Annotated in this window: 27 protein-coding genes; 23 read left to right on the plus strand and 4 right to left on the minus strand. The window is 33.4% G+C overall.

The window, feature by feature from the left end:
- Nucleotides 1–18 precede the first annotated feature (18 nt).
- The 11 genes from HT586_RS04705 (at nucleotide 19) to HT586_RS04755 (ending at nucleotide 11083) form a co-directional block, all read left to right on the plus strand.
- A complete protein-coding gene (locus tag HT586_RS04705) occupies nucleotides 19–1134 on the plus strand; it encodes a glycosyltransferase family 4 protein (protein ID WP_203546393.1) in 1116 nt (371 codons plus the stop codon).
- Between the two features lie 27 nt (nucleotides 1135–1161).
- Nucleotides 1162–2442 (plus strand): oligosaccharide flippase family protein, encoded by a 1281-nt coding sequence (locus HT586_RS04710; RefSeq protein WP_188017962.1) that lies wholly within the window; start codon nucleotides 1162–1164, stop codon nucleotides 2440–2442.
- A gap of 171 nt (nucleotides 2443–2613) precedes the next feature.
- Nucleotides 2614–3282 carry a YveK family protein gene (locus tag HT586_RS04715; RefSeq protein WP_096076933.1) on the plus strand — a complete coding sequence of 223 codons (669 nt, stop codon included), beginning with the start codon at nucleotides 2614–2616 and terminating at the stop codon, nucleotides 3280–3282.
- 26 nt (nucleotides 3283–3308) lie between these two features.
- Nucleotides 3309–4010 carry a CpsD/CapB family tyrosine-protein kinase gene (locus HT586_RS04720; protein WP_188017961.1) on the plus strand — a complete coding sequence of 234 codons (702 nt, stop codon included), beginning with the start codon at nucleotides 3309–3311 and terminating at the stop codon, nucleotides 4008–4010.
- Between the two features lie 24 nt (nucleotides 4011–4034).
- Nucleotides 4035–5846: a polysaccharide biosynthesis protein gene (locus tag HT586_RS04725; protein WP_203546394.1), complete on the plus strand. Its 1812-nt coding sequence runs from the start codon at nucleotides 4035–4037 to the stop codon at nucleotides 5844–5846.
- 38 nt (nucleotides 5847–5884) lie between these two features.
- Nucleotides 5885–7087, plus strand: coding sequence for a hypothetical protein (locus tag HT586_RS04730; protein ID WP_096076930.1), 1203 nt, complete (start codon nucleotides 5885–5887; stop codon nucleotides 7085–7087).
- A gap of 8 nt (nucleotides 7088–7095) precedes the next feature.
- Nucleotides 7096–8085 (plus strand): NAD(P)-binding domain-containing protein, encoded by a 990-nt coding sequence (locus tag HT586_RS04735; RefSeq protein WP_096076929.1) that lies wholly within the window; start codon nucleotides 7096–7098, stop codon nucleotides 8083–8085.
- A complete protein-coding gene (locus HT586_RS04740) occupies nucleotides 8082–8672 on the plus strand; it encodes a sugar transferase (RefSeq protein WP_188017959.1) in 591 nt (196 codons plus the stop codon). The genes HT586_RS04735 and HT586_RS04740 overlap by 4 nt, the downstream gene beginning before the upstream one ends.
- Nucleotides 8673–8701: 29 nt before the next feature.
- The gene (locus HT586_RS04745; protein WP_133353534.1) at nucleotides 8702–9838 is read left to right on the plus strand and encodes a DegT/DnrJ/EryC1/StrS family aminotransferase; all 1137 of its coding nucleotides are present in this window, start codon (nucleotides 8702–8704) and stop codon (nucleotides 9836–9838) included.
- Between the two features lie 78 nt (nucleotides 9839–9916).
- Nucleotides 9917–10483 carry a YdcF family protein gene (locus HT586_RS04750; RefSeq protein ID WP_096076927.1) on the plus strand — a complete coding sequence of 189 codons (567 nt, stop codon included), beginning with the start codon at nucleotides 9917–9919 and terminating at the stop codon, nucleotides 10481–10483.
- A gap of 15 nt (nucleotides 10484–10498) precedes the next feature.
- Nucleotides 10499–11083 carry a YdcF family protein gene (locus HT586_RS04755; protein WP_188017957.1) on the plus strand — a complete coding sequence of 195 codons (585 nt, stop codon included), beginning with the start codon at nucleotides 10499–10501 and terminating at the stop codon, nucleotides 11081–11083.
- A 36-nt stretch (nucleotides 11084–11119) separates the two neighbouring features.
- Here the strand turns inward: HT586_RS04755 and HT586_RS04760 are convergent, their stop codons facing one another.
- Nucleotides 11120–11533, minus strand: coding sequence for an RrF2 family transcriptional regulator (locus tag HT586_RS04760; RefSeq protein ID WP_096076925.1), 414 nt, complete (start codon nucleotides 11531–11533; stop codon nucleotides 11120–11122).
- Nucleotides 11534–11709: 176 nt separating this feature from the next.
- Here HT586_RS04760 and HT586_RS04765 point away from each other — a divergent pair, with 176 nt between their 5' ends.
- The gene (locus HT586_RS04765) at nucleotides 11710–12858 is read left to right on the plus strand and encodes a globin domain-containing protein (protein WP_096076924.1); all 1149 of its coding nucleotides are present in this window, start codon (nucleotides 11710–11712) and stop codon (nucleotides 12856–12858) included.
- Nucleotides 12859–12900: 42 nt separating this feature from the next.
- Here the strand turns inward: HT586_RS04765 and folD are convergent, their stop codons facing one another.
- Nucleotides 12901–13749: a bifunctional methylenetetrahydrofolate dehydrogenase/methenyltetrahydrofolate cyclohydrolase FolD gene (gene folD, locus HT586_RS04770; RefSeq protein WP_188017955.1), complete on the minus strand. Its 849-nt coding sequence runs from the start codon at nucleotides 13747–13749 to the stop codon at nucleotides 12901–12903.
- A 209-nt stretch (nucleotides 13750–13958) separates the two neighbouring features.
- Between folD and purE the strand changes: the two genes are divergently transcribed.
- From purE to purD, 11 genes are read left to right on the plus strand one after another with little or no spacing between them, the layout of a single operon-like run.
- Nucleotides 13959–14441 (plus strand): 5-(carboxyamino)imidazole ribonucleotide mutase, encoded by a 483-nt coding sequence (gene purE, locus HT586_RS04775; protein ID WP_203546395.1) that lies wholly within the window; start codon nucleotides 13959–13961, stop codon nucleotides 14439–14441.
- The gene (gene purK / locus HT586_RS04780; RefSeq protein ID WP_203546396.1) at nucleotides 14428–15546 is read left to right on the plus strand and encodes a 5-(carboxyamino)imidazole ribonucleotide synthase; all 1119 of its coding nucleotides are present in this window, start codon (nucleotides 14428–14430) and stop codon (nucleotides 15544–15546) included. The genes purE and purK overlap by 14 nt, the downstream gene beginning before the upstream one ends.
- A complete protein-coding gene (gene purC, locus HT586_RS04785) occupies nucleotides 15543–16244 on the plus strand; it encodes a phosphoribosylaminoimidazolesuccinocarboxamide synthase (RefSeq protein ID WP_203546397.1) in 702 nt (233 codons plus the stop codon). Before purK ends, purC begins: the two co-directional genes overlap by 4 nt.
- A gap of 2 nt (nucleotides 16245–16246) precedes the next feature.
- A complete protein-coding gene (gene purS, locus HT586_RS04790; protein WP_203546398.1) occupies nucleotides 16247–16507 on the plus strand; it encodes a phosphoribosylformylglycinamidine synthase subunit PurS in 261 nt (86 codons plus the stop codon).
- On the plus strand, nucleotides 16507–17169 hold the full coding sequence (purQ, locus tag HT586_RS04795; protein WP_203546399.1) for a phosphoribosylformylglycinamidine synthase subunit PurQ: 663 nt from the start codon (nucleotides 16507–16509) through the stop codon (nucleotides 17167–17169). Before purS ends, purQ begins: the two co-directional genes overlap by 1 nt.
- Before the next feature lie 2 nt (nucleotides 17170–17171).
- Nucleotides 17172–19352, plus strand: coding sequence for a phosphoribosylformylglycinamidine synthase subunit PurL (gene purL, locus HT586_RS04800; protein WP_203546400.1), 2181 nt, complete (start codon nucleotides 17172–17174; stop codon nucleotides 19350–19352).
- Nucleotides 19331–20749 carry an amidophosphoribosyltransferase gene (purF, locus tag HT586_RS04805; protein WP_096076916.1) on the plus strand — a complete coding sequence of 473 codons (1419 nt, stop codon included), beginning with the start codon at nucleotides 19331–19333 and terminating at the stop codon, nucleotides 20747–20749. The genes purL and purF overlap by 22 nt, the downstream gene beginning before the upstream one ends.
- Nucleotides 20750–20751: 2 nt before the next feature.
- Nucleotides 20752–21783, plus strand: a complete 1032-nt coding sequence (gene purM, locus HT586_RS04810) for a phosphoribosylformylglycinamidine cyclo-ligase (protein WP_203546401.1) — start codon at nucleotides 20752–20754, stop codon at nucleotides 21781–21783.
- Between the two features lies 1 nt (nucleotide 21784).
- Entirely contained in the window at nucleotides 21785–22351 is a 567-nt protein-coding gene (gene purN / locus HT586_RS04815; RefSeq protein WP_096076914.1) for a phosphoribosylglycinamide formyltransferase, read from the plus strand.
- A 10-nt stretch (nucleotides 22352–22361) separates the two neighbouring features.
- Nucleotides 22362–23840: a bifunctional phosphoribosylaminoimidazolecarboxamide formyltransferase/IMP cyclohydrolase gene (purH, locus tag HT586_RS04820; RefSeq protein ID WP_203546402.1), complete on the plus strand. Its 1479-nt coding sequence runs from the start codon at nucleotides 22362–22364 to the stop codon at nucleotides 23838–23840.
- Between the two features lie 9 nt (nucleotides 23841–23849).
- Nucleotides 23850–25082, plus strand: coding sequence for a phosphoribosylamine--glycine ligase (gene purD, locus HT586_RS04825; protein ID WP_203546403.1), 1233 nt, complete (start codon nucleotides 23850–23852; stop codon nucleotides 25080–25082).
- 41 nt (nucleotides 25083–25123) lie between these two features.
- Here the strand turns inward: purD and HT586_RS04830 are convergent, their stop codons facing one another.
- Nucleotides 25124–26068, minus strand: a complete 945-nt coding sequence (locus HT586_RS04830) for an IS3 family transposase (RefSeq protein ID WP_203546541.1) — start codon at nucleotides 26066–26068, stop codon at nucleotides 25124–25126.
- Nucleotides 25999–26526, minus strand: a complete 528-nt coding sequence (locus HT586_RS04835) for a helix-turn-helix domain-containing protein (RefSeq protein ID WP_203545555.1) — start codon at nucleotides 26524–26526, stop codon at nucleotides 25999–26001. Before HT586_RS04835 ends, HT586_RS04830 begins: the two co-directional genes overlap by 70 nt.
- Between the last annotated feature and the right edge of the window lie 47 nt (nucleotides 26527–26573).

Consider the following 26573-nt stretch of genomic DNA (forward strand, 5'->3'; position numbering starts at 1 on the left):
AATAAATGAGGGATTAAAATGAAAAAGGTACTATTTTCAGCGAATGTATTTCGTCATTTTACTGCGTTTCATACGCCGTATATGAAAATGTTGATGGAGAGAGGTTATGAAGTTTATGCTATAGCCAATGAAGATTATGGTGGGCATAAAGAACAGTTAGATCAGATTGGTGTACATACTATTGAGGTACCAATAAATCGTAATCCGCTTTCCACTGACAATTTAAAAAGTTATCAAATTTTAAAAGAAACGATGAAAAATGAAGATTTTGATATTGTTCACGTGCATACACCAATAGCAGCATTCTTAACCCGTTTAGCAAAACCTGCGCATATGAAAGGTAAGATGATTTATACTGCTCATGGATTTCATTTCTTTAAAGATGCGCCGCTTATGAACTGGTTGTTGTATTTCCCTTTAGAAAAAATGACCGCTGCAAAAACTGATTTATTAATTACTACTAATAATGAAGATACTGTGACAGCTAAACGATTAGGGTTTTCTAATGACAATTTAATACATATTAAAGGTGTAGGTGTTGAAATTGATCACCCACAATTAACAGATGATGAAAAAATAAATTTGAGAACTGAATTAGGTTTGTCATCAGCAGACAAAGTGATAATTTGTGTTGCTGAAATGAATGACAATAAAAATCAAATGTTTATATTACAAAATTGGAATAAAATCAAAGAAGCAGTTCCAGAAGCAGTATTATTATTTGCAGGTATTGGACCTAATCTGGAATTATATGAACGGTATAAAACTGATAATCATTTAAAAGATGTACATTTCTTAGGGTTCAGAAGTGATGTTCCTAACTTATTACAAATTTCTGATGTTATGACCTTATTAAGTCATCGTGAAGGCTTACCTAAAAGTATTATGGAGGGTATGGCACAATGTTTGCCATGTGTTGTAACAGATACACGTGGTTTAGTAGATTTAGTAGATGATAATGAAAATGGTTATATCGTAGAAAAAGGAAATGATGAAAGTTTAACTTATGCATTTGTTAAATTATTAAAGGATGATAATCTACGTAAAAATATGGGCGATAAAAGTAAGGAAAAGGTTGAATCTTTCACTTTAGATTCTGTAATGAAGGATTATGAACAGGCATATCTTAATTAAGATGCACGTGATTGGAGTTTTTTCTAGATGAAAAAAATGAATTTTGTTTGGATGTTTTTAGGCACTGGTATGGGTGCTATTATGGGGTTACTCATGAACATTCTCCTTGCACGTAATCTTGCTAAAGAAGATTACGGTATTTTTGGAATTGGTCTAACTTTTATTAATATATTATCAGTGATAATCGGTTTTGGTGTAGCAGATTTTATTGTAAAAAGTTTCGCTGTAGAAGGCAGAAGAGCGTATCGTTATGTGAATGCATGTATTTCATTATTTACTATTAGCTTTACAATTACCTTATTAATACTTTTAATAGTTGTATTCTCACCAATGTATGATTTTGAAACAAAGTACTTTCTTTTATTAATTGTACCGAATATTTTCTTGCAAGGTATATATGCCATAAACAATTCAATCAACCAAATCGAAGAAAATTTTAAAGCAGTTTCATTAAGCAACTTCTTATTATACTTTGTGCGCTTTTTTGCAGCTGTATTATCAGTATTAACATTCAAAGATGTTATTGCACTAGGATGGTATATTGTGATTCTTTCTATACTTGCTATTTTTCCTTTTTGGCGTGTAGTTAGAAAGCTATATACGCGCGAAATAAAAGTGCCTGTACTACAAGATGCCAAGATTCCAGAGGATGCTACGGTTTTAGAAACATTTAAGGAAACTTATCCGTTTGGCTTGATAGGTATATTTTATTTTATTTATTATCAAAGCAATGTATTGTTATTATCATTTTTAGTTGGAAAAGTAGCGGTAGGTGAATACAATGCTGCATTTGCGATAATACAACTTGCGTTTATGTTTCCTGACTTGATATTTAGACGTATTTTTTATACACGTATACATGTTTGGGCAACACATGATCCTGTACAATTAAAAAGATTTAACAAAAGAAGTTCGATTATATTATTTATACTTGGTTTAATAGGGATTGTATTTATATGGTTCACAGCGAAGTATTTAATATTGTTCACTGCGGGTGAAAAATATTTAGATTCAGTGTTTTATCTTCAACTATTAAGTCTTGCGATACTATTTAAATTTGCTACTGCTGTAAATGGCACAATACTTTCAACGCAACATATGGTCTATAAAATGATGAGAATCAATGCAATCATTGCAATTATCAATCTAATTGCAAATATTATATTAATTCCAATATTTAAAGTTGAAGGTGCTATATTTGCTACACTTATTTCTGAATTTACAATGGCAATCATTGTATTTATCGTATCTCATAAATATTTAAATCAATTAGTAATTAATGCAACTGAAAATAATTTGGGTAATTAGCGATAAATATCTAAGTGTAAATTCTTTGTAAATATCACTCAAAATTTTAGTAAATTCATTTTAAAATACACATTTTATAAACAAAATTTCTAAAATGTAGTAAAAACATAAATTTCTTATGGTAAAATAAATTGATTATAAAATTAATTAGAACTTTTTGGAGGTAACAAAATGCAAGATACCATGAATTTCACTCAAATTTTTGAGGCATTAAAGAAAGGTTGGAAATTTATTATCGGTGTTACGATTTTATTTGCTTTAATTGCTGCAGCAATTTCTTATTTTCTACTAACACCAGTGTACAAGTCAGAAGCTACTTTACTTGTAAATCAAGAAACGCGTACAAGCAAGAGTAATGATGCTGTAGATTTACAAACAAACTTACAATCTATTACTACATATGCAAGTATTGCAAAATTACCAGACACACTTTTACCTGTAATTGATAAGTTAAATCTTAATGTATTACCAGAAGATTTAGCAAAAGATATCGATGCAACAGCTGTTCAAAACTCGACATTATTAACGATTACAGTTGAGAATCCTTCACAAAAACGTGCTGTTGATATTGCAAATGAAATTACGAAGACAATGGTAGAAAAAAATTCATTAGATTTAAATAACTTAAAAGTGGCTTCTAAAGCACGTGTGATTCGTAATGCAAAACCAGTAGAACCTACGCCATTAATCAATATCGGTATTGGAGCAGCTTTAGGTCTGTTATTAAGTCTATTCTATGTTTTAGCTAAAACTTTAATGGATGTATCTCTTAAAACTTCAGAGCAAGTCGAACGTGAAATTGGCGTTTCAGTAATCGGTAACATTCCATATATCAAATAATCATTGAATGACAAAGGAGTTTTATTATGTTCAAGAAAAGTAAAAGTAAGATAAAAAATAGAACGGAAAAAGCTAGAAAATTAATCACTTTAGAAAATCCTAAATCGCCTGTGTCAGAGCAATTCCGAACTTTACGAACAAACATTTCATTTTCGACACCAGGTAGCCAATTACAAAAGTTACTTATAACATCTTCTGTACAACAAGAGGGTAAGTCAACAGTTTCAGCAAATCTTGCCTGTGTATTTGCGCAAAATAATACAAAAGTATTATTCATTGATGCAGATATGCGTAAACCGACTGTACATAATACGTTTGGAGTAAAAAATGCTGTTGGACTGTCAACATATCTCACAGAACAAAGCACATTGAAACAAACTATTCAACCAACTGAGGTAGAAAACTTAGATATTATGTCTGCTGGGCCTGTCCCACCAAATCCATCTGAGTTATTAAACTCAAAGAATCTAGACATAATGCTAGATGAATTATGCACGTACTATGATTTAATAATCTTTGACAGTCCTCCAGTTTTATCTGTAACTGATTCACAAATTATTTCAGCAAAAGTAGATGGCATGGTATTAGTTATTGATAAACAAGAAAATAATAAATCTAATGTTAAAGAAGCATGTGATTTATTAACTGTAAGTGAAAACTCTAAATTATTAGGTATTGTATTTAACAATGATGAGTATGACACAGATAAGTATTATGTTTATCAATAATTAGTTATAGAGAGGATTTTTTGTATGCATAAGAATTTCAAAACGTTACTACTCGTCTTAATCGATACCTTAATAGTAACTGGTTCAGTATTTCTTGCCTGGTTAATTATTAAAGGATCGACCCCTGAGCCAAATATATACTTTGTAGTAACAGCTGTATCGATATTATTAGCCTATCTTTTATTTGCCTTTTTATTTAACCTGTTTAATAGATTATGGATATATGCAAGCGTAAAAGAACTTTTATCTATTGTTTATGCAGTAACTTTAGCAGTATTTGTTGGCACAGTGCTAACATACTTTGTTTTAACTTTGATGAAAGAAACGAATAACATTATCTTTGGAGCAGTAATTATCATTTGGTTATGTCTTATCGTCTTTATTGGTGCAACTCGTATTTTCTTTAGAGTTTTCAAAAAGAATAATGAGAACACAGAAGAATTTGAGCGTGTTTTAATTTTTGGTGCTGGTCGAGGCGGTACAACACTCGCGCGCCAGATGGAAAATGTACCTTCTATGAAAATGAAGCCGGTATTATTTTTAGATGATGATGTTAATAAATATAAGCAAGTAATTAACGGTGTTAAAGTGATGGGTTCTAGAAATGATCTACGTGCTTCTATCGATAAATATAATATTGATAAAGTAATTCTAGCGATTCCATCTTTGACACAATATAAATTAAAAGAACTATACGATATATGTATTGAGTCAGGCGTGAAAGTACAAATAATGCCTAATATTGATGATGTATTAACAGGTAAAAAAGAAGTTGCGCATCTTAAAAATATAGATTTAGAAGATTTACTCGGGCGTGACCCAGTCAGATTAGATTCAGACGGTATTCGTGATGAAATTAATAATAAAACTATATTAATTACTGGTGCTGGAGGTTCTATTGGTTCTGAAATCGTTAGACAAGCTTCTAGCTTTGGTCCGAAACGTGTATTGTTAGTAGGTCATGGTGAGAATAGTATCTATAACATTACAATGGAAATGAAAAATCGTTTTAAAGACGGTCATATTAATTTTGTACCTGTTATTGCCGATATTCAGGATCGTGACAGAATGTTTAAAATAGTAGAGAGATATCGTCCCGACATCGTTTTCCATGCTGCAGCACATAAACATGTACCCTTAATGGAAGCTAATCCAAAAGAAGCGATTAAAAATAATATTTTTGGTACAAAAAATATTGCTGAAGCGAGTGATGCATTTGGCGTTAAAACATTTGTAATGGTGTCAACTGATAAAGCAGTTAATCCACCAAATATTATGGGTGCGACTAAACGTTGGGCAGAGATGGTTGTACAAAATTTAGACAAGCGATCTGAAACTAAATTTGTTGCTGTTCGTTTTGGTAATGTTTTAGGTAGTCGTGGATCAGTAATTCCATTATTTAAAAAGCAAATTGAAAATGGAGGTCCTGTAACAGTGACACATCCTGATATCACAAGATATTTCATGACGATTCCAGAAGCAAGTAGATTAGTTATCCAGGCAGGAGTACTAGCTGAAGGTGGAGAAGTGTTTGTACTTGATATGGGAGAACCAGTTAAAATTGTCGATTTAGCAAAAAATGTTATTGAACTTGCGGGCTATTCAATTGAGGATATAGGTATTGAATTTACTGGTTTAAGACCTGGTGAGAAAATGTACGAAGAATTATTGAATGAAAATGAGGTTTCTGAAGATCAAGTTCATGAAAAAATTTATGTTGGTCGTGCAGTACCTAAAGACTATGATGCGTTAATGGCAGATATTGATCGATTAATGTCAATGTCTGATGAAGACGTTAAGGCACTTGTGATCGGTGAAGCTAATAAGAAATTTTAATGATAACCGAACAAAATAAGTGAGTAGGAGTACAAGCAATGGAAAAAAGTCAAATACGAACTGCTGTAATTTTTACAGCGTTTATTACAATAATGTTTTTAATAACCATCGCTTTGTATTATGTGAGCTTAGCTACTGGATACCATGGTCTCGCTATCCCCATTTTAGGTGGTAGTGATGATGGAGTATTCTATTTAGAAAATGCACTTGAAATTAAGAATGGTGGTAATGCCATTCTTACTTCAGTGCATGTTCTTGTATTAGGCTATGTTTTAAAGCTCTTTAATACAGAATATGTATTTTATTTAAAGATGTTTAACTTTTTAGGTGTTATACTGTTTGCGATTGTTTCGTATTTATTAATACGTACATTAGTTGGTAGTCGACATGCAATGAATCTTTATAGTTTGTTTTTAGGGATGATGTTACTATTTATTAGTTTCGTTTATGTTTCAACCATCTCCATTATCCGTGATATTTGGATATTTGATTTCTTCTTGTTAACGGTTTGGTTATTTGCGATTTTTCTAAAATCAAATAGTATTGCAAAAGTTCTATTAATAATACCTATAATGTTATCTATGTTTCTATTATTTAGTTATAGAGATTATGCGGCAGCATCATTTTTAGGTGCGGCAGGATTATTCATCTTCTTTAATCGCAAAAATAAATCTACAAATACTGGACTTGTAGTGATTACTGTTCTTGTATTACTTGGAATTTACTATACAGCTTTAAAAGACTTTGAAATTCCTTTTGTAGGATTAAGTTTAGCTGATGCCCTAAACTATCGAAAAAATGGACAAGAACTATATGCTGGAGCAAGTCAGTTAAATATTTCACTGGACCAACCGAATTATATTTTCTTTTTATTCAGTTATGCATACAGTCTTATTAGTAACGCATTAGGACCATTACCTTTCCAAGTTCGAGGTTTCAGTACGCTTGTATTATTCTTAACAGAATCAATCCCTATGACAATCATTTTCTTCTATATTTATAAAAATAGAAAATCATTAGAATATATCGATAAAATGTTATTAACTCAAAGTTTAATCTGGTTCTTATTTATTGGAATAACAAATGATAATCTAGGAACAGGTTCACGTCTTAGAATTTCAGGCTATTTATTTATCTTGCTCGTATTTGCAAAAATTTTCTATATGAAAAATTGGGGCAAAAAAATAGATGAAAAGCATGAAATTTGGAAAAATAAAAGTCAGTTTGTAAACAGAAGATGAGGTGACCTATGGATTTCTTAAAATTAAGAGAAGAGTTTAAAACACAAAGTTATGATTCAATTGTTCTCGCGACAACTTCTAATCATAGTTCCGATTTTCTTAGATTACCTGATAAATATATAAATGGTCAGAAATGTATGAGTTTTTCTATCGCTAATCCAACGATTGCGACGGAAGTTATTCAAATATTCGATGGTACAGCAAAATATATTTATGTAGATGTTGAAAGAAAACAAGACATTGATTTTATAACGATTGCACAGGAAAATATTAAAATTAGTCGTTTGCGTGAAATGAAACCTAATGATTTAGCTATGGAAGCGGCTGATATTTTAATATACAAAACGATTAAAGATAAGAATTCAAATGTACTAATCGTAGGTACGGGTAATATAGGAATAAAGCTTGCTATTCGATTAACAGAGCGAAATTATAATGTATATTTACATGGAAGAAATAAAGAAAAAGTAGATAATTTTGTAAACATGATTAATCAAATGCTGCCAAAATACAGTAAGAAGATTAATGCCTGGGATAATGAACAAATCGATGTTTTATGCACGATGGTTTCTGCAGTCGAGGTTATTGATGATTCATATATTCCATACTTAAAGAATGGTGCGCTTGCTATAGACGGAGGCATCGGTAATTTCTCTAAAGGATTTATTAAAAATGCACATTTAAAAGATATTAATGTATTGCGTTTAGATGTACGAATTTCAAATGACTTATTAAATGGTATAGATCAATCTTATAATTCTAATTTCTTTACTGATATTAAAGGTGAAAAGGATTTTAATGGTATCCATATTGTATCTGGTGGTATTATTGGAAAAGAGGGAGACGTTATTGTTGACCGTATTCATATTCCTAAACGCGTAATTGGTATTGCTAATGGTATCGGTGGTGTAAAACCAGTTGATACAATCAGTGATTTAGAAAAAGAACAAATCAATATCATTAATGAAGAAATTCGAAAAGAGGCAGATAGAAAATGAAAAGACTATTTGATATTGCAGTAAGTGGGACGGCACTTGTATTACTTAGCCCTGTCATCGTAACTTCTGCAGTGCTGATTAAGAAAAAGCTTGGGTCACCCGTACTATTCAAGCAAACACGACCTGGTAAAGACGGGGAGCCATTTGAGATTTATAAATTCCGTACAATGACTGATGAGAGAGATGCACATGGTGAATTATTACCTGATGCAGAACGTTTAACTGATTTCGGTAAAACATTGCGTAAACTCAGTATCGATGAATTACCGCAATTGTTTAATGTGTTAAAAGGTGATATTAGCTTAGTCGGACCTCGTCCATTACTGATGCAATATTTACCATTATATAATGAACACCAAAAACGACGAATGGAAGTTCGACCTGGAATAACTGGGTGGGCACAAGTGAATGGTCGTAATAACATTAGTTGGGAAGAAAAATTTGATTTGGATGTATGGTATGTTGACCATCAAAGTTTTATACTAGATTTATACATCATATACTTAACGGTTGTAAAAGTTTTTAAGCAATCAGATATAAGTCAGGATGGGCACGCTACTGTCCCAGCATTTACTGGTACAAAATAAAATAGTAATAAATGAAAGAGGGCATTATAATGAATAAACGTTTACATTTATCAATTGCACATATCGGTGAAAATGAACAAAAATATGTTAAAGAAGCATTTGATCAAAATTGGGTTGCTCCTCTCGGACCTAACGTAGATAAATTTGAAGAAGTAGTTTCTAATTATGTAGGAAGACATTCAGGTGCGGCTTTAAATTCTGGAACTTCAGCGATTCACTTAGCAATTAAATTGTTAGATATTAAAGAAGGAGACACAGTCTTCTGTTCTTCTCTTACATTTATTGCAAGTGCAAACCCAATTTGCTACGAAAAAGCAACGCCTGTATTTATCGATAGTGAACGCGATACATGGAATATGTCTCCTGTTGCTTTAGAAAAAGCATTAAAAGAAGCGAAAGCTGATGGTAAATTACCGAAAGCAGTTGTGATTGTAAACCTATATGGTCAACCTGCAAAGTTCGATGAACTACTTGCTTTATGTGATGCATATGGTGTACCAGTGATTGAAGATTCGGCTGAAAGTTTAGGTGCTGAATACAAAGGTAAGAAATCAGGATCTTTTGGTAAGTTCTCTATCTTCTCATTCAATGGAAATAAAATCATCACAACAAGTGGTGGTGGCATGTTAATGACAGATGATGAAGAATTAACGAAAAAAGCACGTTTCTTATCGACACAAGCTCGTGATCAGGCTATTCATTATCAACATAGCGTGGTTGGATACAATTATCGTTTAAGTAACGTGTGTGCGGGTATTGGTCGCGGACAAATGGAAGTTTTAGATGATCGTGTAAATCGACGTCGTGAAATCTTTGATATTTATGCGCGTGAAATTGGTGATATCAATGGTATTGAATTAATGCCTGAATTAGCAGAAACAAAATCTAATCGTTGGTTAACAGCTTTAACGATTGATCCGGACACATTAGGTATTCAACCAAATGACCTAATTGCTAAATTAGCTGAAGAAAATATTGAATCTCGTCCTGTATGGAAACCATTGCATATGCAACCTGTATTTGAAGGTACAAAGTATTTTGCACATGATGAAGATGTTGCGAAAGATTTATTCGAAAGAGGATTATGTTTACCATCTGCTTCATTAATGACTGACGAAGATGTTGTATTTGTTTGCGATACAATTAAGAAAATTATTCAAAAATAAATCCAATTAAAAACTGAAATGAAAGTTTCAGTTTTTTTTTGAATAAAGCGAAAAAGAGCTGTTGAAAGTGGGTTTTATATGAAAAACTTTTGGCGACTATTATTAATATTTACCATTCTTTTATATATTGGAAGCACATTAATATTTACAATCTTTCATTTTCAATTTAAACATCTTGGTATAGACGATAAAATAAAACAAAGTAATTGTGTGTTGGTGTATAATCCTGGACAAGATAAAGAAATATTAAGTACTGCAAAACAATTATTAGATAAAAATCCAGAAAGTAAACTTATATATACGCCATTTATAGTAAATAATGATGTTAATAGTTTACAATTACTGAAAGAAGTTGGAATTAATAAGTCGAGCGTCTTGCCGGAATATTATAGTATTTCTATGAAAGATTCAGCGATAAGTGCTGCTGAAATTATGCATAATGAAAATATGGATGATTGTATTCTTGTTGGACGAGACTATGAAATGAAGCGTTTAGTTTCAACATTTGAAAAAACTAATCCATTATTTAACTTTTATCATCAGTCAGTGAAATTAAAAGGTAAAGACTATTTAGAAACATCTGAAGGTAGAAAATCAGCAGAACATGAGTTATGGCAATATCCAAAACTATGGTTAAATCGATAACAGGAGGAACAATCAATGAAGAAGAAATTGCTTGGTATTATTGGTGTGTTATTATTATTAGCAATTATTGCAGTAGGAATTGGAGTATGGAGTTATAACAATGTTGATCATGGTGATAAACCGAAGAAAAGCGACGTTATTATTATGATTGATGGTGGAGATAGTGGTCGATATACTGAAACAGGTCGTTTCTATGAAGAAAACTATGCACCTAAAGTCATGATTTCACCAGCTATTGAAGATAAAAATGGTTTAAATAATGTGAAAGCAGTAGAAGAAGCAGGTGTGCCAAGTAAGGCTATATTAAAAGAGATGAAAGCTACATCAACATGGACGAATGCTACTGAAACTTTAAAATTAATGAAAGAACATAATTTAAAGTCAGCGTTAGTAGTAACAAGTGATTATCATGCAACGCGTACGAAACTTGCATACAATCGTGCAAATAAAGATTATGGCTATGACATTTCTGTAGTCGGTGTTAAAAGTAAAGATGGACTTAAATGGAATGAATATCAGGCAGGTAAAGATCAAGCATTCCGTGAAGCATATATTCTTCCGGCATATTGGTTAGGTTTGTATAAATTTATTGACCTATAAACATATTGAAAGCACTAGGAGAAATCCTAGTGCTTTTTATAGTGTAAATGTTTTTTTCGCAAGAATATCTTTTAAAGTATATTGATCAAGCACTTTTAAATAAGCAGTCAAGGCCTCTCCTAATACACTCATCAAACCGCAATGATCAATAATAGGACAAGTATTAGTCTCTCTATCAAAGCATTCAACAATATTGAAATGTTCTTCTGTTTTTCTTATAAGTTTGCCAATATTGATTTCATCAGGAGCCATCTTAAGTGTAATACCACCACCACGACCACGGGTAGTTTCGATATAACCTAAAGTACCTAAATTATTTACAACTTTAGTTAAATGATTTTTAGAGATATTATAAAATTTTGCAATTTCATCTATTTGTGTACGTTGCTCAGTTCTCGCCAGAAACATGAGTACTCGTAAAGAATAGTCTGAGTATAAAGTAAGCTTCATGTTAATCCTCTCCTCATAACATTATTATAGTCTTTTTTTATCAAATAAAAAATTAATATTTTACTAATTTATGAATATTATTAAAGGATTATGGTTGAGTTTTTCTTATTATAGATGTAATATTATATATGTGATTTAAAGATGTATTTTAAATACTACTTTTAGGGGGAAAATAAATGTTAACAGAAGAAACAAAAAGTATTATCAAGGCAACGATTCCGGTTTTAGAAGAACATGGGGACGCAATTACTACAGCATTTTATAAACATATGTTTGAGGAACATCCAGAATTACTGAATATTTTCAATAAAACAAATCAAAAATTAGGGCGACAACAGACGGCGTTAGCTCAAACAGTAATTGCAGCAGCAAAACATATTGATCATTTAGAAGCCATTATTCCAAATGTTAATCAAATAGCACATAAACATAGAGCTTTACAAATTAAAGAAGAACATTATCCAATCGTAGGAGAGAATTTAATTTGGGCGATTGGTCATGTATTAGGTGATGCAGCGACACCAGAAATTATTGATGCATGGACAAAAACATATGGTGTCATCGCTGATGTCTTTATTCAAATGGAAAAAGCGTTATATAAAGAAGAAGAATGGCATGATTTTAAACCATTTAAAGTTATTGATATAAAAAAGGAAAGTGCAGAAATTAAATCATATACCGTTATGTCTGATGAGATTAAAGTACAACCGATTAAAGCAGGACAATATATTACTGTTAAAGTACATCCTGAAAACGAAGAAAATGATGCATTACGTCACTATTCAATTTGTTCAGTAGATACTACTAAAGGTATTAAATTTGCAGTGAAACGTGATGTAGCAGGCAATGAAAAAGGAATGGTTTCTAATTACTTACATGATAATGTAAAAGTTGGAGATGAATTATTATTATCAGCACCTGCAGGAGAGTTTACTGTAGATGCAGCGCAAGAGAAAGATATCGTATTAATCAGTAGTGGTGTAGGTATGACACCGATTATGGCAATGTTAGAAGACGAAGTTAAAAAAGGACGCAATATTAAATTCATACATTCTGCTTATAATAGTGACGCTGTGCCATTTAAAGAAGAAATAAAGAAATTTCATAATAAAGAAAATGTACAATTTTTCTTCAATTATTCAGAATCCGTTGGTCGTTTAAATAAAGCTAAATTAACGGCTATTATTAATGGTAATGAGCAAATTTATATGTGTGGATCAGTTGCTTTCATGGAAGCAATGTTAGAAGTATTCAATGAAATGAATATTGACCGTAGTCAAGTACATTTCGAACCATTTGGTCCGAAAATGAGTATAACTATATAAAAAATAACTGGTACATATGTACCAGTTATTTTTTGTATATATTTACTTCATACTGCGTTTTGCTGCTAATAAAGTATTGTTTAATACCATAGTAATTGTTAATGGGCCGACACCACCTGGTACCGGAGTAATTGCGCTGGCAACTTCACTTACTTCATCATATTTTACATCGCCAGTAAGTTTACCGTCAACAACTGTATTACCTACGTCAACAACAACAGCTCCAAGTTTAACATCTTCTTTAGTAACTAATCCAGGTTTACCAACCGCTGAAACGATAACGTCAGAACGTTTTAATACTTCTTTCATATTTTTACTACGAGAGTGTAATAATGTTACAGTTGCATTTGCATCAGTTAATAATTTAGAAACAGGTTGTCCTACAATATGGCTACGTCCAATTACTGCAACGTCTTTTCCTTCTAAATCCATATCAGCATTTTTTAAGATTTCCATGATGCCAAGTGGCGTACATGGAATATATGTTTCAACACCTGCATACAAGCGACCTATATTGATTGGATTAAATCCATCAACGTCTTTTTCTGGTGCAATTTTTTCTAATACTTTTGTTTCATCAATTTGCTTAGGAAGTGGCACTTGAACTAAAATACCATGAACGTTTGCATCATTATTCAATTTTTCAATTTCGTTTAATAATGTTTCTTCTGTTGTTGTTTCATCTAAATGAATAATATCAGATGACATTCCAATTTTTTCTGCTGATTTTTTCTTGTTATTCACATAACTTTGACTTGCACCATCATTTCCTACAAGGATTACTGTTAAGTTTGGTGTAACGCCTTGTGCTTTTAACGCTTCTACTTCTTCTGCTAATCCTGCGCGATAATCTACTGCAATTTGTTTACCATCTAACACTTTAGCTGTCATGAAAAAATTCCTCCATCTTTTTTCGAACGATTAAGTTTATTATAGCGAAAAAACAATCAAAAATACGAACGAATATTAATATTTTAATAAAAAATTTTATGATTGTTCGTAATTTACATTGAAAAATCAAAATCTAATTGTTATGCTATATAAGTAATATACACTTAATATAAAGCGTTTATCAAATAATTCATAAAGGGTGATAAAAGGTGAAGGTAGCAGTAATTATGGGATCTTCTTCTGACTGGTCTACAATGAAGGAAGCTTGCGAAATATTAGAATATTTCGACATTTCTTATATTAAACAAGTTGTTTCGGCGCATAGAACCCCATTAGAAATGGTTGAATTTGCAAAGAATGCACGTATTAATGAAATCGATATAATTATCGCTGGTGCTGGAGGTGCTGCTCACTTGCCAGGTATGGTAGCCTCTATGACTACTGTTCCAGTGATTGGTGTGCCAATAGAAACGAAGACGTTAAAAGGAATGGATTCACTACTTTCTATCGTACAAATGCCGGGTGGAATTCCTGTAGCAACAACAGCTATCGGTAAAGCGGGTGCTAAAAATGCTGGTATATTAGCTGCGCGAATATTGAGCTTGAAAGATGCAAAGCTAATTGAGCAGTTAGATCGATTTGAAGCTTCATTAGTAGAGAAAGTTGAGGCGATGCAGCATGACCTTAAATAAATTTAAAATTGGTCAATCGATTGGAATCATTGGTGGTGGACAGCTTGGAAAGATGATGGCACAGTCCGCTCAGAGAATGGGATTTAAAGTGAATATTTTAGATCCAGACCCAACATGTCCAGCAAGATTTGTTGCACATAAATTTATTGAATCACCTTACAATGATTTAGAAGGTTTGAAAGCGTTAAGCAGCGTTAGTGATGTAATCACATATGAATTTGAAAATATCAATGCAGCAACATTAAAAGAAATATGCAGCGAAAACAATGTTCCCCAAGGATATGAAACTGTTGGTATTTTGCAAAATCGTCTTTCTGAAAAAGAAGCAATCGCATCAAGCGGTGCTAAAGTCGTACCATACTATAAAGTTGATTCTAAAGCTTCTCTTGATAATGCGATAGCAGATCTTGACTATCCAATTGTATTAAAAACAATTTTTGGTGGATATGATGGTAAAGGTCAGCTTGTATTGAAAAGTGATGCTGAGCTGGATGAAGCATATAAAATGGTAGAAGATACAGTACTTGTTGCTGAAAAAATGATCGAACTTGATAGAGAGATTTCTATCACTGCATCGCGTAACATACAAGGAGAAATTGTTTATTTCCCTGTACAGGAAAATATTCATCGTAACCAAATTCTTTTTAAGACAACGGTTGAAAAGGAACATGCTTATAAAGATGCAGCGGTTGCAGAAGTTGAAAAAATTATCTCTAAAATTCACTTTGTCGGTACGTTTACTGTTGAATTCTTTATTGATAAGACTGGTGAATTATACGTTAACGAAATTGCGCCAAGACCTCATAATTCAGGTCATTATTCTATTGAAGCATGTGATTATTCACAGTTTGATACACATATCTTATCAGTAATTGGCTATGGATTACCTAAACAAATTAGACTACACGAAAAAGCTGTAATGTATAACTTATTAGGACAAGATTTAGATGCTATGGAGCGTTATTTCAATGATCATCCGGAATGGCATGTTCATGTGTATGGCAAAGAAGTGAGAAAAGAAAATCGTAAAATGGGACATATTACCCTTTTATTAGACGATAAAGAGGATACATTTTATCCTATATATGAGGAGATGATGTCATGACATTAGTTTATGAAGGTAAAGCGAAGCGTGTATTCAATACTGAGGATAATAATATTTATCGTATTGAATATAAAGATGAGGTAACAGCTGGTAATGGTGCAAAGAAAGATAAGATGGAAGGAAAAGGACGTTTAAATAACTTAATTACGAGTTATTTCTTTGAAAGATTAGCACAAGAAGGTGTTGACAGTCATTTTATTGAACGTACTAGTGACACTGAGCAACTCGTGAAGAAAGTAACGATTATTCCGTTAGAAGTTGTTGTAAGAAATTTTGCTGCAGGATCAATTGTAAAAAGACTAGGCTTTGAAAATGGACAGGCATTTGAAAAACCGCTCGTTGAATTCTATTACAAAGAAGATGCACTGAATGATCCATTTATCTCAGATGACCATGTTAAGTTATTAGGTCTTGCAAATGACGAAGATATCGCTGAATTAAAGCGTCAGGCATTAATCGTAAATAAAACATTAGTTAAGATAATGGATGAAATGAATTTAAAACTTATTGATTTTAAAATTGAATTTGGTAAGGACAGCGAAGGGAAAATTCTTTTAGCTGATGAAATTTCACCGGATACTTGTCGTATTTGGGATAAAGAAACAAATGAGAACTTCGATAAAGATGTTTATCGCAATGATACAGGTTCACTAATTGAAACATATACTAAATTTTATAATAAACTGGAGGCATTATAATCATGACTAAAATTGAATTATATATCACTTTACAACCACAGGTATTAGATACGCAAGGACAGGCTTTAACGCGCGCAGTACACGATTTAGGATATAAGCAAGTTGATGATATTCGCGTTGGAAAAGTATTATATATGACGGTTGACGAAGTAAGTGAGCAAGCAGTAGCGAATGTTGTAAATACATTAAGTGAAAAATTGTTTGCAAACACAGTTATCGAGGAGTACAGCTACAAAATTATTGAAGATGAGGAGACAAAATAATGAAATTTGCTGTTATTGAATTTCCTGGTTCTAACTGTGATAGAGATATGTTCAATGCAGCTCTTAACACAGGTTTTGAAGCGGAGTATGTAGATTATAGAAAAACTTCATTAGAAAGATTCGACGGTGTATTAATTCCTGGTGGATTTTCATTTGGTGATTATCTACGTTGTGGCGCGATGGCTCGCGTTGCACCAATCGTTCCTGAGGTTAAGCGTTTAGCTGAAGAAGGTCGTCCGGTATTAGGTGTTTGTAATGGATTTCAAATATTAACTGAAATTGGTTTATTACCTGGTGCATTAATGCATAATACGAGTCATAAATTTATTTGTCAAAATGAACCATTGACAATTGTTAATAATGAGACGAAATTTACGCATCAATATGATAAAGACGAAACAGTCATCTATCCTATCGCACACGGTGAAGGTAATTATTACTGCTCACCTGAAACATTAAAAGAATTACAAGATAACGATCAGATCATTTTAACTTATAAAAACAATCCAAATGGTTCAGTTGAAGATATTGCGGGCATCGTGAATAAAGAAGGTAACGTATGCGGTATGATGCCTCACCCGGAACGTGCAATGGAATCATTACTTGGTTCTGATGATGGCGTGAAGTTATTCCAATCAATTTTAGAAAGTTGGGGGAAATAAGGATGGTTAAATTTTTAGAGCCAAATGAAAACGAGATTAAAGAGAATAAGTTATATGTAGAAATGGGTCTAACTGATACTGAATACGATAAAGTAGTAGAAATATTAGGGCGTAAGCCAAACTACACTGAAATCGGAATTTTCTCTGTAATGTGGAGTGAACACTGTTCATATAAACATTCTAAACCTTTTTTAAAGCAATTTCCTGTAACCGGAGAACGTGTGTTAATGGGTCCTGGAGAAGGTGCGGGTGTTGTTGATATCGGTGACAACCAAGCAGTTGTATTTAAAGTTGAATCTCATAACCATCCATCTGCAATAGAACCTTATCAAGGTGCTGCCACAGGTGTTGGAGGTATTGTACGTGATATCGTATCAATTGGAGCACGTCCAATTCAATTATTAAACGCATTACGTTTTGGTGAATTAACTGAAAAACAAAATAAACGCTTATTCTCTGGCGTTGTTGCAGGTATCGGTGGATACGGTAATTGTATCGGTATTCCAACGGTAGCTGGTGAAATTGAATTTGATTCAAGATATGATGGTAATCCACTTGTTAACGCAATGTGCATAGGTATTATTGACCACGATAAAATTCAGAAAGGGACAGCTAAAGGTACTGGCAACCCTGTAATTTATGTTGGTTTAAAAACAGGTCGTGACGGTATTCACGGCGCGACATTCGCTTCTGAAGAGTTAAGTGAAGAAAGTGAAGCGAAACGTCCATCAGTACAAATTGGTGACCCGTTTGTAGGTAAAAAGTTAATGGAAGCAACACTTGAAGCGATTACTTATCCAGAATTAGTTGGTATCCAGGATATGGGTGCGGCTGGTCTTACTTCTTCAAGTTCAGAAATGGCTGCTAAAGGTGAGTCCGGTATTCACTTACATTTAGAGAAGGTACCAACGCGTGAAGCGGGCATCTCTCCATATGAAATGATGTTATCTGAAACGCAGGAACGTATGTTACTAGTTGTTGAAAAGGGCACTGAACAAAAATTCTTGAGATTATTTGAACACCACGAATTAGATGCAGCAGTAATCGGAGAAGTAACAGATACAGATCGCTTCGTTTTAACATATGAAGGAGAAGTCTTTGCTGACATTCCTGTTCAACCGTTAAGCGATGAAGCACCTGTTTACGTATTAGAAGGTAAAGCAGCTGAATTTGCTGATGTTGATCATAACTATGACAATATTGATGCAAAAGACGTTTTTATGCGCCTTTTAAATCATCCAACAATTGCATCTAAAACATGGGCATATTCACAGTATGATCAACAAGTTGGTGCAAATACGATTATTAAACCAGGTTTATCAGCTGGTGTGACGCGTGTGGAAGGCACAAAAAAAGCAATTGCTTCAACAATTGACGGTGAAGCACGATATGTCTTTAATAATCCATATGAAGGTGGAAAAATGGTAGTAGCGGAAAGCTACCGTAACTTAATTGCAGTGGGTAGTTTACCACTTGCGATGACAGATTGCTTAAACTATGGTAATCCAGAAAAGCCTGAAATTTATCAGCAATTAGCTGCTTCTACTAAAGGTATGGCCGAAGCGTGTGCTGCACTTAATACGCCAGTAGTATCAGGTAACGTATCTTTATATAATGAGACAAAAGGTGATGCGATCTTCCCGACACCAGTTGTAGGTATGGTTGGATTAATTGAAGATGTTAATTATTTAAATGATTTCAAACCACAAGCTGGTGAGAAAATTTACTTAGTTGGAGATATTAAACCAGATTTCGGTGGATCACAGATTGAAAAATTATTATTCAATGAAGTATCTCACGTAACGTCAAATATTAATTTAACAGAAGAAGTAGTACGTGGAGAAACAATTCGTAAAGCGATTACTGAAGGTAAATTATCACACGTACAAGCAGTAGGAAAAGGTGGATTAGCGATTAAATTAGCGCAAATCACTGCTTATTTTAATACAGGAATTGATGCTCAAGTGGATGCATCAAACGCAGCAGTATTTGCAGAAACACAAGGCAATTATATTTTAATCGCAAAAGAAGGTTTTGTTCCTGAGAATGCGGTTGAAATTGGAACATTTGGTGGAGATACATTTACATTAAAAACAAACCAAGGCGAAATTACTGAAAGTGTTGAAACAATCAGTCAGTCTTGGAAAGGGGCAATCGAAACATGTATGACATCAGAGGCCTAAATGAAGAATGTGGCGTTTTCGGTATTTGGGGTCACCCAAATGCCGCTGACCTTACATATATGGCACTACATTCATTACAGCACCGCGGGCAGGAAGGTGCTGGTATTGTATGTTCTGACGAGTCGAATATTTACGGTGCACGTGGTATGGGTTTATTACCAGAAGCGATCAGTCAAGTTAAACTAAGTTCATTAAGTGATTTTAATCATGCAATTGGACATGTTCGATATGCAACAACAGGTGCCTCTGAACTGTCAAATGTGCAGCCGTTTATTTTTAAACATTCTAAAGGTGATATCGGTTTAGCACACAACGGTAACCTAACCAACGCAGAACAAATTAAATTAGCGCTAGAATCTGAAGGTGCAATCTTCCAGACATCTAGTGATTCTGAAGTATTAGGGCATCTACTATTAAAGGCAAAATCAAATAATAAATTAGCCAATTTTAAAGCTGCACTAAATCAAATTAAAGGTGCATTTGCATTTCTAGTTTTACATCCGGAGCAAATGTTTGTGGCCCGTGACAGTAATGGTGTACGTCCGTTAATGTTAGGAAAAGTGGACGGCGCTTATTGTGTTGCAAGTGAAACATGTGCATTTACAGCAATTGGTGCTGATTACATTCGTGATATAGAGCCAGGCGAAGTACTTGTATTTTCTCATGACGGTTTAGTAGAAGATACTTATACAACGAACACTGAATCCCATATGTGTTCAATGGAGTACGTATATTTTGCCCGTCCGGATTCTGAATTCAGAAAACACTCTATCTATGAAGTCCGTAAAGCTTTAGGGAAACAACTTGCGAAAGAAATGAATATAGAGGCTGATATCGTTATTGGTGTTCCAGATTCCTCTTTACAAGCAGCAAAAGGATTCTCTATTGAATCTGGTATTCCGAATGAACAAGGATTAATTAAGAATCGTTATGTGGGTCGTACATTTATAGCACCTAACCAAACACTACGTGAACGTGCTGTACGCATGAAACATTCACCAGTTAGAGACGTCATTGAGGGGAAGCGTGTTGTTGTCATCGATGATTCTATCGTACGTGGGACAACAAGCAAGTTTATTGTTAAGACTTTAAAAAATGCGGGAGCTAAAGAAGTACATATGGCAATTTCTTCTCCGCCACTTATCCACCCTTGCTATTACGGTATTGATGTATCAACACATGCCGAACTCATTGCATCTGATAAAAGTGTAGAAGAAATTAAAGATATTTTAGAAGTAGACTCATTAACATATTTATCTGTTGAAGGTATGCACGAAGTGTTTAGTCAATTTGATTCAAAAGGTGAATGTAACGCTTGTTTTACTGGAAACTATCCGATTGAAATTGTTGATCACTTATTACCTGAAGACAAAGAGAAAAAGAAGAAGGGAGTCTAACCATGGCTGAAAGTTATAAAGAATCTGGTGTAGATATTCACGCTGGGTATGAAGCGGTAGAAAGAATGAAGAAACACGTAGATAGAACGATGCGTAAAGAGGTACTTGGTGGATTAGGTAGCTTCGGTGCAGCATTCGATCTTTCACAGTTAAACATGAAGCAACCTGTACTTGTTTCAGGTACTGATGGAGTCGGAACGAAATTACGTTTAGCAATTGATGCTGACAAGCACGATACAATTGGTATTGACGCTGTGGCAATGTGTGTTAATGATATTTTAACGACAGGTGCAATGCCGCTATATTTCTTAGACTATCTGGCATTAAATAAAGTTGACCCAGTCATCGTTGAACAAATTGTTAAAGGTGTAGCTGAAGGGTGTGTACAAAGTGAATGTGCATTAATCGGTGGTGAAACTGCTGAAATGGGTGATATGTATCACACTGGAGATTATGATATTGCTGGATTTGCAGTTGGTGCTGTAGAGAAACCTGAATACATCGATGGTTCAAAAATTGCTGATGGTGATGTTATTCTAGGATTAGCATCAAGCGGCATTCATTCTAATGGTTATAGTTTAGTAAGAAAAATTATTAAAGATAATCATTTAGATTTAAATGCTGAGTTTGCTGAAGATAAAACCCTTCTAGACACAGTATTGGAACCGACGCGAATTTATGTCAAAGCAGCTAAAGCTGTTTTAGAAAATGCAAAAGTAAATGGTATGTGTCATGTTACTGGTGGAGGATTTATCGAGAATATTCCACGTGTATTTCCTGAAGGGGTGTATCCAGAAATTAATGTTGCTTCAATACCTAAATTACCGATCTTTGATTTATTACAGGAAAAAGGTCGAATCGATGCTTTAGAAATGTATAATATTTTTAATATGGGGATTGGTTTCATCTTTATCGTGAATGAAAGTGAAGTTGAAAAAATTCAATCAATTATTCAATCTCAATTCGATGAAGAAATTTATACGATTGGTAAAGTTGTCTCAGGTGATAAAGAGATAGAAATCACGGGGGTTTAACATGAAGAAAGTTGCAATTTTTGCATCCGGTAATGGTTCTAACTATGAAAAGATTATGGAAAATATTCAGGCAGACTATTTAACAGATATTGAAGTCGTTGGTCTATATACTGACAAAAGAGAAGCTTTTGCTATAGAACGCGCAAGAAGATTTAGAACACCTATTCAAATCTTTGAACGCGCACAATACAACAATAAAATTGCGTACGAAAAAGCTATTTTAGAACAACTTAAAAAAGATAATGTAGAATGGATAATTCTTGCTGGATATATGAAACTTGTTGGGGAAACTTTGCTGGATGTTTATGAAGGCAAAATACTCAATATTCACCCCTCACTTTTACCTAGCTTCCCAGGCAAGAACGCAGTTGGACAAGCTTTGCAATATGGCGTTAAAGTGACGGGCGCAACAGTGCACTATGTTGATATGGGGATGGATACCGGTAAGATTATAGATCAAATGAGTTGTCCAATTTACGAAGACGATACAGAAGCTACTTTACAGTTGCGCGTACAAAACCTTGAATATGAATTGTACCCAAGAGTAATAAAAAAATTGATTCAATAAGGAGTCGAAAATGAAAAAAGCATTATTAAGTGTATCTGATAAAACTGGTATTATTGAATTTGCACAAAATTTAGTAGCAAATGATTTCGAAGTATATTCTACTGGCGGTACTAAAAAAACTTTAGAAGAAAACAAAGTACCTGTAAAATCAGTGAGCGAATTAACTAATTTTCCTGAAATTATGGGTGGCAGAGTAAAAACTTTACATCCAAATATTCATGGTGGTATTTTAGCGGATCGTGATAATAGCGAACATGTTGCAGCATTAAAAGCGCATAACATTGCTCCAATTGACCTCGTTGCTGTAAACCTTTATCCTTTCGAAGCAACAGTAGCTAAACCTGATGTTACTGAAATAGATGCAATTGAAAATATCGATATTGGTGGACCAACAATGTTACGTTCTTCTGCTAAAAACTTTAAACATGTTATTACAGTAGTTGATCCTTCAGATTACAATACAATAATTGAAAAAATTAAAACAGATGCGGTTGATTACGAATTCCGTAAATCATTAATGGTAAAAGTATTTTCTCACACAAATAAATATGACGAAGCGATAGTAAACTTCTTTAGCAACAATAAAGCAACATTACGATATGGTGAAAATCCTCATCAAGCGGCTGAATTTGTTAAAACGAGTGATGCAAATAATACATTAGCAGGTGCGAAACAACTGCATGGTAAACCGCTTAGCTTTAACAATATTAAAGATGCAGATGCTACTCTTTTCTTAGCGAAACAGTTTGATATGCCTGCAGCAGTAGCTGTAAAACATATGAATCCTTGTGGTGTTGGCACGGGCAGTACAATTCAAGAAGCTTTCCAAAATGCTTATGATGCGGATGCACAAAGTATCTTTGGTGGTATTGTTGCAGTGAATCGTGAAGTTGATAAAGCAACTGCTGAAATGATGCATTCAATATTCTTAGAAGTCATTATTGCACCAAGCTATAGTGACGAAGCATTAGCAGTGCTTACGCAAAAGAAAAATTTACGTTTACTTGTAATTGATATGACGATTGAAGATAAAGAAAAAGAATTTGTATCTGTTTCTGGCGGATATTTAATACAAGATAAAGATTTATTAAACGTTAAAAAAGAAGACATGCGCGTTGTAACAAATACACAACCTACAGAAGCACAATGGAAAGCGATTGAATTAGGCTGGAAAGTTGTAAAAAGTGTGAAATCGAATGCAATAGTTTTAGCGAATGATAAACAAACTGTTGGTATCGGTGCAGGTCAAATGAATCGCGTTGGTTCAGCTAAAATTGCTATTGAACGTGCAATTGAAATAAATGATAATGTAATCATGGCGAGTGATGGATTCTTCCCGATGAGTGATACTGTAGAAACAGCACATGCTGCCGGTATTAAATGTATCGTTCAACCTGGTGGATCAATTAAAGATCAGGATTCAATCGATAAAGCAAATGAATTTGGTATCACAATGGTTATGACAGACGTTCGTCACTTTAAACACTAGGAGGTAGTTATGAAAGTATTAGTTATTGGTTCTGGTGGTAGAGAACATGCTTTAGTGCGAAAGATTGGTCAATCTGAACGCGTAGAAGAAGTATATGTAATTCGTGGTAATGAAGCTATCTCAAGGGAAGCAAAGGTAATTGATATTGCTGAAAATAATCATGAAGCGATTGTAAAGTTTGCACAAGACAGTCAAATTGATTTAGTCGTTATAGGTCCAGAACAACCACTCATTGATGGATTAAGTGATCGTTTATCAGAAGCAGGTATCAAAACGTTTGGACCGAATGCAAACGCAGCCCAAATGGAAGGGTCAAAAGATTTTGCAAAAATATTAATGGAAAAATATAATATTCCGACAGCAAAATATAAAACGATCGACGATAAAGCAGAAGCAATTGCTTATGTAAAAGCTCAAGGCACACCTATCGTTATTAAATATGACGGATTAGCAGCAGGTAAAGGTGTAGTTGTAGCGATGGACGATGAAACTGCATTAGATGCTATCAATGATTTTTATGCTGAAGAGGCTGCAAAAGTTGTCTTTGAAGAATATCTGGAAGGTGAAGAATTTTCATTGATGGTGTTTGTCAATGATGATTTCTGTATTCCATTTGATACAATTGCTCAAGACCATAAACGTGCCTTTGATGCCGATAACGGGCCAAATACAGGGGGCATGGGTGCATACTGTCCTGTAAGTCATATTAGTGATGCAATGTTAGAACGCACAAATAATGAGATTGTTTATCCTGTCGTTGATGCAATGTATAAAGAAGGACTCAATTATTTCGGTATACTTTATGTTGGTGCTATTGTAACTGCAGAAGGTCCGAAAGTCATTGAATTTAATGCAAGATTAGGTGATCCGGAAGCACAAGTATTATTACGCCGACTAGAAACAGATTTCATTGATTTGATTGAAGCAGTTGATCAAAAAAAACCTCTTGATTTAGTATGGAGAAATAAGACGATATGTGGTGTAGTGCTTGCATCTAAGGGATACCCAGGTAATTATGATAAGGGAATTGTTGTTAAAGGATATGATTATCAGCAAGATTATATTGTATCCGCTTTAAAACAAGTAGACGGTGAATGGGTCACTTCAGGAGGCAGAGTAATGATTGCTCTAGGAGAAGGTCAAGATTTAGCAGAGGCTCAGTCAAATAGTTATAAGCTGGTTGAAAGCATTAAAAGCGATGGATTGTTTTATCGAACAGACATTGGGAATAAAGGTATTTAAAAAGTCGCCATTGTAGTGAACCCAAAAAGTTGAACTTTTTATTAAGCTACTTTCATTAAAGCAAGATTTCTGTATTCTACAGGAGTCTTGCTTTTTAATTTTCTCTTCTTTCTGACTAAATTATAATACTCCATATAGTCAATAATCTCCTCTTCTAGTTCATCATAAGAAACAAATGTTTCTCCATAAAACATTTCTTGTTTTAAAATACCAAAGAAATTCTCCATCGGAGAATTATCAAGACAATTACCTTTTCTAGACATGCTTTGAATAATTCTATTCTTTTTCAAAGTTTGTACCCAAGATTTATGCTGATATTGCCACCCTTGATCGGAATGGATTGTAGTTCTATAGGGAAGGTCTGGAATTACATTAATTGCTTTTAACAATGATTCCATAACGAATTCCAATGTTGGACGCTTACTAATTGAATAAGAAATAATCTCTTTCGAACATACATCAAAAATTGTTGACAGATATAGCTTAGTTCCATTTTTAATGTTGAATTGTGTTACATCAGTAAGTAATTTTTGATATGGGCGATTAGTTACGAATCTACGATTCAATTTATTCTTAGCTGTTTTGCCAACTTTCCCTTTGTACGACTTATATGTTCTATTTCTATGCTTAAACTTTGTACAAAGTAAATTATTTTCTCTCATTATTCTAAGAACTTTTTTATGGTTAACTACAAAACCTAACTCTCTTAGTTCGTCGGTTACTGTACGATAACCTATCCTATTTTTATGTTTGTTAATGATTTCTTTAATCAAAGTAATTAAATAATTGTCTTTATGTTTAGTGACACTAAGTCGTAATTTCCAATAATGGTATACACTTTTCGCTATCATAGCTACTGATAATATTTCTTTTAACTTATAGTTAGATTCATTCCTTAACTCAATAATAGCAGCTACTATTTCTTTGTTTGATTTTTTCGAGCTAAGGATTGTAACTTTTTTTCGAGAGCAATTGCGATTTCTAATCTCCTGTTTTCCTCACGTAAGCGTATTAATTCTTGTCGTTCACTTTCGTTTAAACTAGTGTTATCAACCTTTTTATTTTTCATAGTTTTAGACGCACGACCCTTCGGTTTTGATTCTAAACCTAGGATACCATATTGATTGTATTTCATCTGCCACTGAGCTATTAAAGTAGGATTAGTAATATCAAAGATTCTAGCAGTTTCTTTATATGAAAGTTGATTAGTAATTCTATACTGAATGATTCTTAATTTTTCATCTGTTGAATATTTCTTTCTGGTCATACTGGATATAAGACCGTCAATACCGAAGGTATCAAATTGGTAAGTCCATGTTTTTAGTTGTGAAGGAACGATATCATATTTGTTACTTAATGAATCATAACCCATATTTCCTTCTTTATATTCTTTGATTAGTTTTAATTTAAAATCAAGATCATGCTTTTTATTCAAAATAAACACCCCTAAAGTTGAATTTTAAGGTTCAACTTTAGGGGTGCACTTCACAT

The sequence above is a fragment of the Macrococcoides bohemicum genome (genome assembly GCF_016865215.1).
GTDB lineage: Bacteria > Bacillota > Bacilli > Staphylococcales > Staphylococcaceae > Macrococcoides > Macrococcoides bohemicum.

Coding starts and splice junctions, on each gene's coding strand:
- HT586_RS04735 (WP_096076929.1), top strand. CDS start 7,096: ATGGATTTCTTAAAATTAAGAGAAGAGTTTAAAACACAAAGTTATGAT.
- HT586_RS04740 (WP_188017959.1), top strand. CDS start 8,082: ATGAAAAGACTATTTGATATTGCAGTAAGTGGGACGGCACTTGTATTA.
- purH (WP_203546402.1), top strand. CDS start 22,362: ATGAAAAAAGCATTATTAAGTGTATCTGATAAAACTGGTATTATTGAA.
- HT586_RS04765 (WP_096076924.1), top strand. CDS start 11,710: ATGTTAACAGAAGAAACAAAAAGTATTATCAAGGCAACGATTCCGGTT.
- purC (WP_203546397.1), top strand. CDS start 15,543: ATGACATTAGTTTATGAAGGTAAAGCGAAGCGTGTATTCAATACTGAG.
- purD (WP_203546403.1), top strand. CDS start 23,850: ATGAAAGTATTAGTTATTGGTTCTGGTGGTAGAGAACATGCTTTAGTG.
- HT586_RS04710 (WP_188017962.1), top strand. CDS start 1,162: ATGAAAAAAATGAATTTTGTTTGGATGTTTTTAGGCACTGGTATGGGT.
- HT586_RS04730 (WP_096076930.1), top strand. CDS start 5,885: ATGGAAAAAAGTCAAATACGAACTGCTGTAATTTTTACAGCGTTTATT.
- HT586_RS04720 (WP_188017961.1), top strand. CDS start 3,309: ATGTTCAAGAAAAGTAAAAGTAAGATAAAAAATAGAACGGAAAAAGCT.
- purL (WP_203546400.1), top strand. CDS start 17,172: ATGGTTAAATTTTTAGAGCCAAATGAAAACGAGATTAAAGAGAATAAG.
- purF (WP_096076916.1), top strand. CDS start 19,331: ATGTATGACATCAGAGGCCTAAATGAAGAATGTGGCGTTTTCGGTATT.
- purK (WP_203546396.1), top strand. CDS start 14,428: ATGACCTTAAATAAATTTAAAATTGGTCAATCGATTGGAATCATTGGT.
- HT586_RS04705 (WP_203546393.1), top strand. CDS start 19: ATGAAAAAGGTACTATTTTCAGCGAATGTATTTCGTCATTTTACTGCG.
- HT586_RS04760 (WP_096076925.1), bottom strand. CDS start 11,533: ATGAAGCTTACTTTATACTCAGACTATTCTTTACGAGTACTCATGTTT.
- purM (WP_203546401.1), top strand. CDS start 20,752: ATGGCTGAAAGTTATAAAGAATCTGGTGTAGATATTCACGCTGGGTAT.
- purS (WP_203546398.1), top strand. CDS start 16,247: ATGACTAAAATTGAATTATATATCACTTTACAACCACAGGTATTAGAT.
- purN (WP_096076914.1), top strand. CDS start 21,785: ATGAAGAAAGTTGCAATTTTTGCATCCGGTAATGGTTCTAACTATGAA.
- HT586_RS04750 (WP_096076927.1), top strand. CDS start 9,917: ATGAAAAACTTTTGGCGACTATTATTAATATTTACCATTCTTTTATAT.
- folD (WP_188017955.1), bottom strand. CDS start 13,749: ATGACAGCTAAAGTGTTAGATGGTAAACAAATTGCAGTAGATTATCGC.
- HT586_RS04745 (WP_133353534.1), top strand. CDS start 8,702: ATGAATAAACGTTTACATTTATCAATTGCACATATCGGTGAAAATGAA.
- HT586_RS04715 (WP_096076933.1), top strand. CDS start 2,614: ATGCAAGATACCATGAATTTCACTCAAATTTTTGAGGCATTAAAGAAA.
- HT586_RS04755 (WP_188017957.1), top strand. CDS start 10,499: ATGAAGAAGAAATTGCTTGGTATTATTGGTGTGTTATTATTATTAGCA.
- purQ (WP_203546399.1), top strand. CDS start 16,507: ATGAAATTTGCTGTTATTGAATTTCCTGGTTCTAACTGTGATAGAGAT.
- HT586_RS04725 (WP_203546394.1), top strand. CDS start 4,035: ATGCATAAGAATTTCAAAACGTTACTACTCGTCTTAATCGATACCTTA.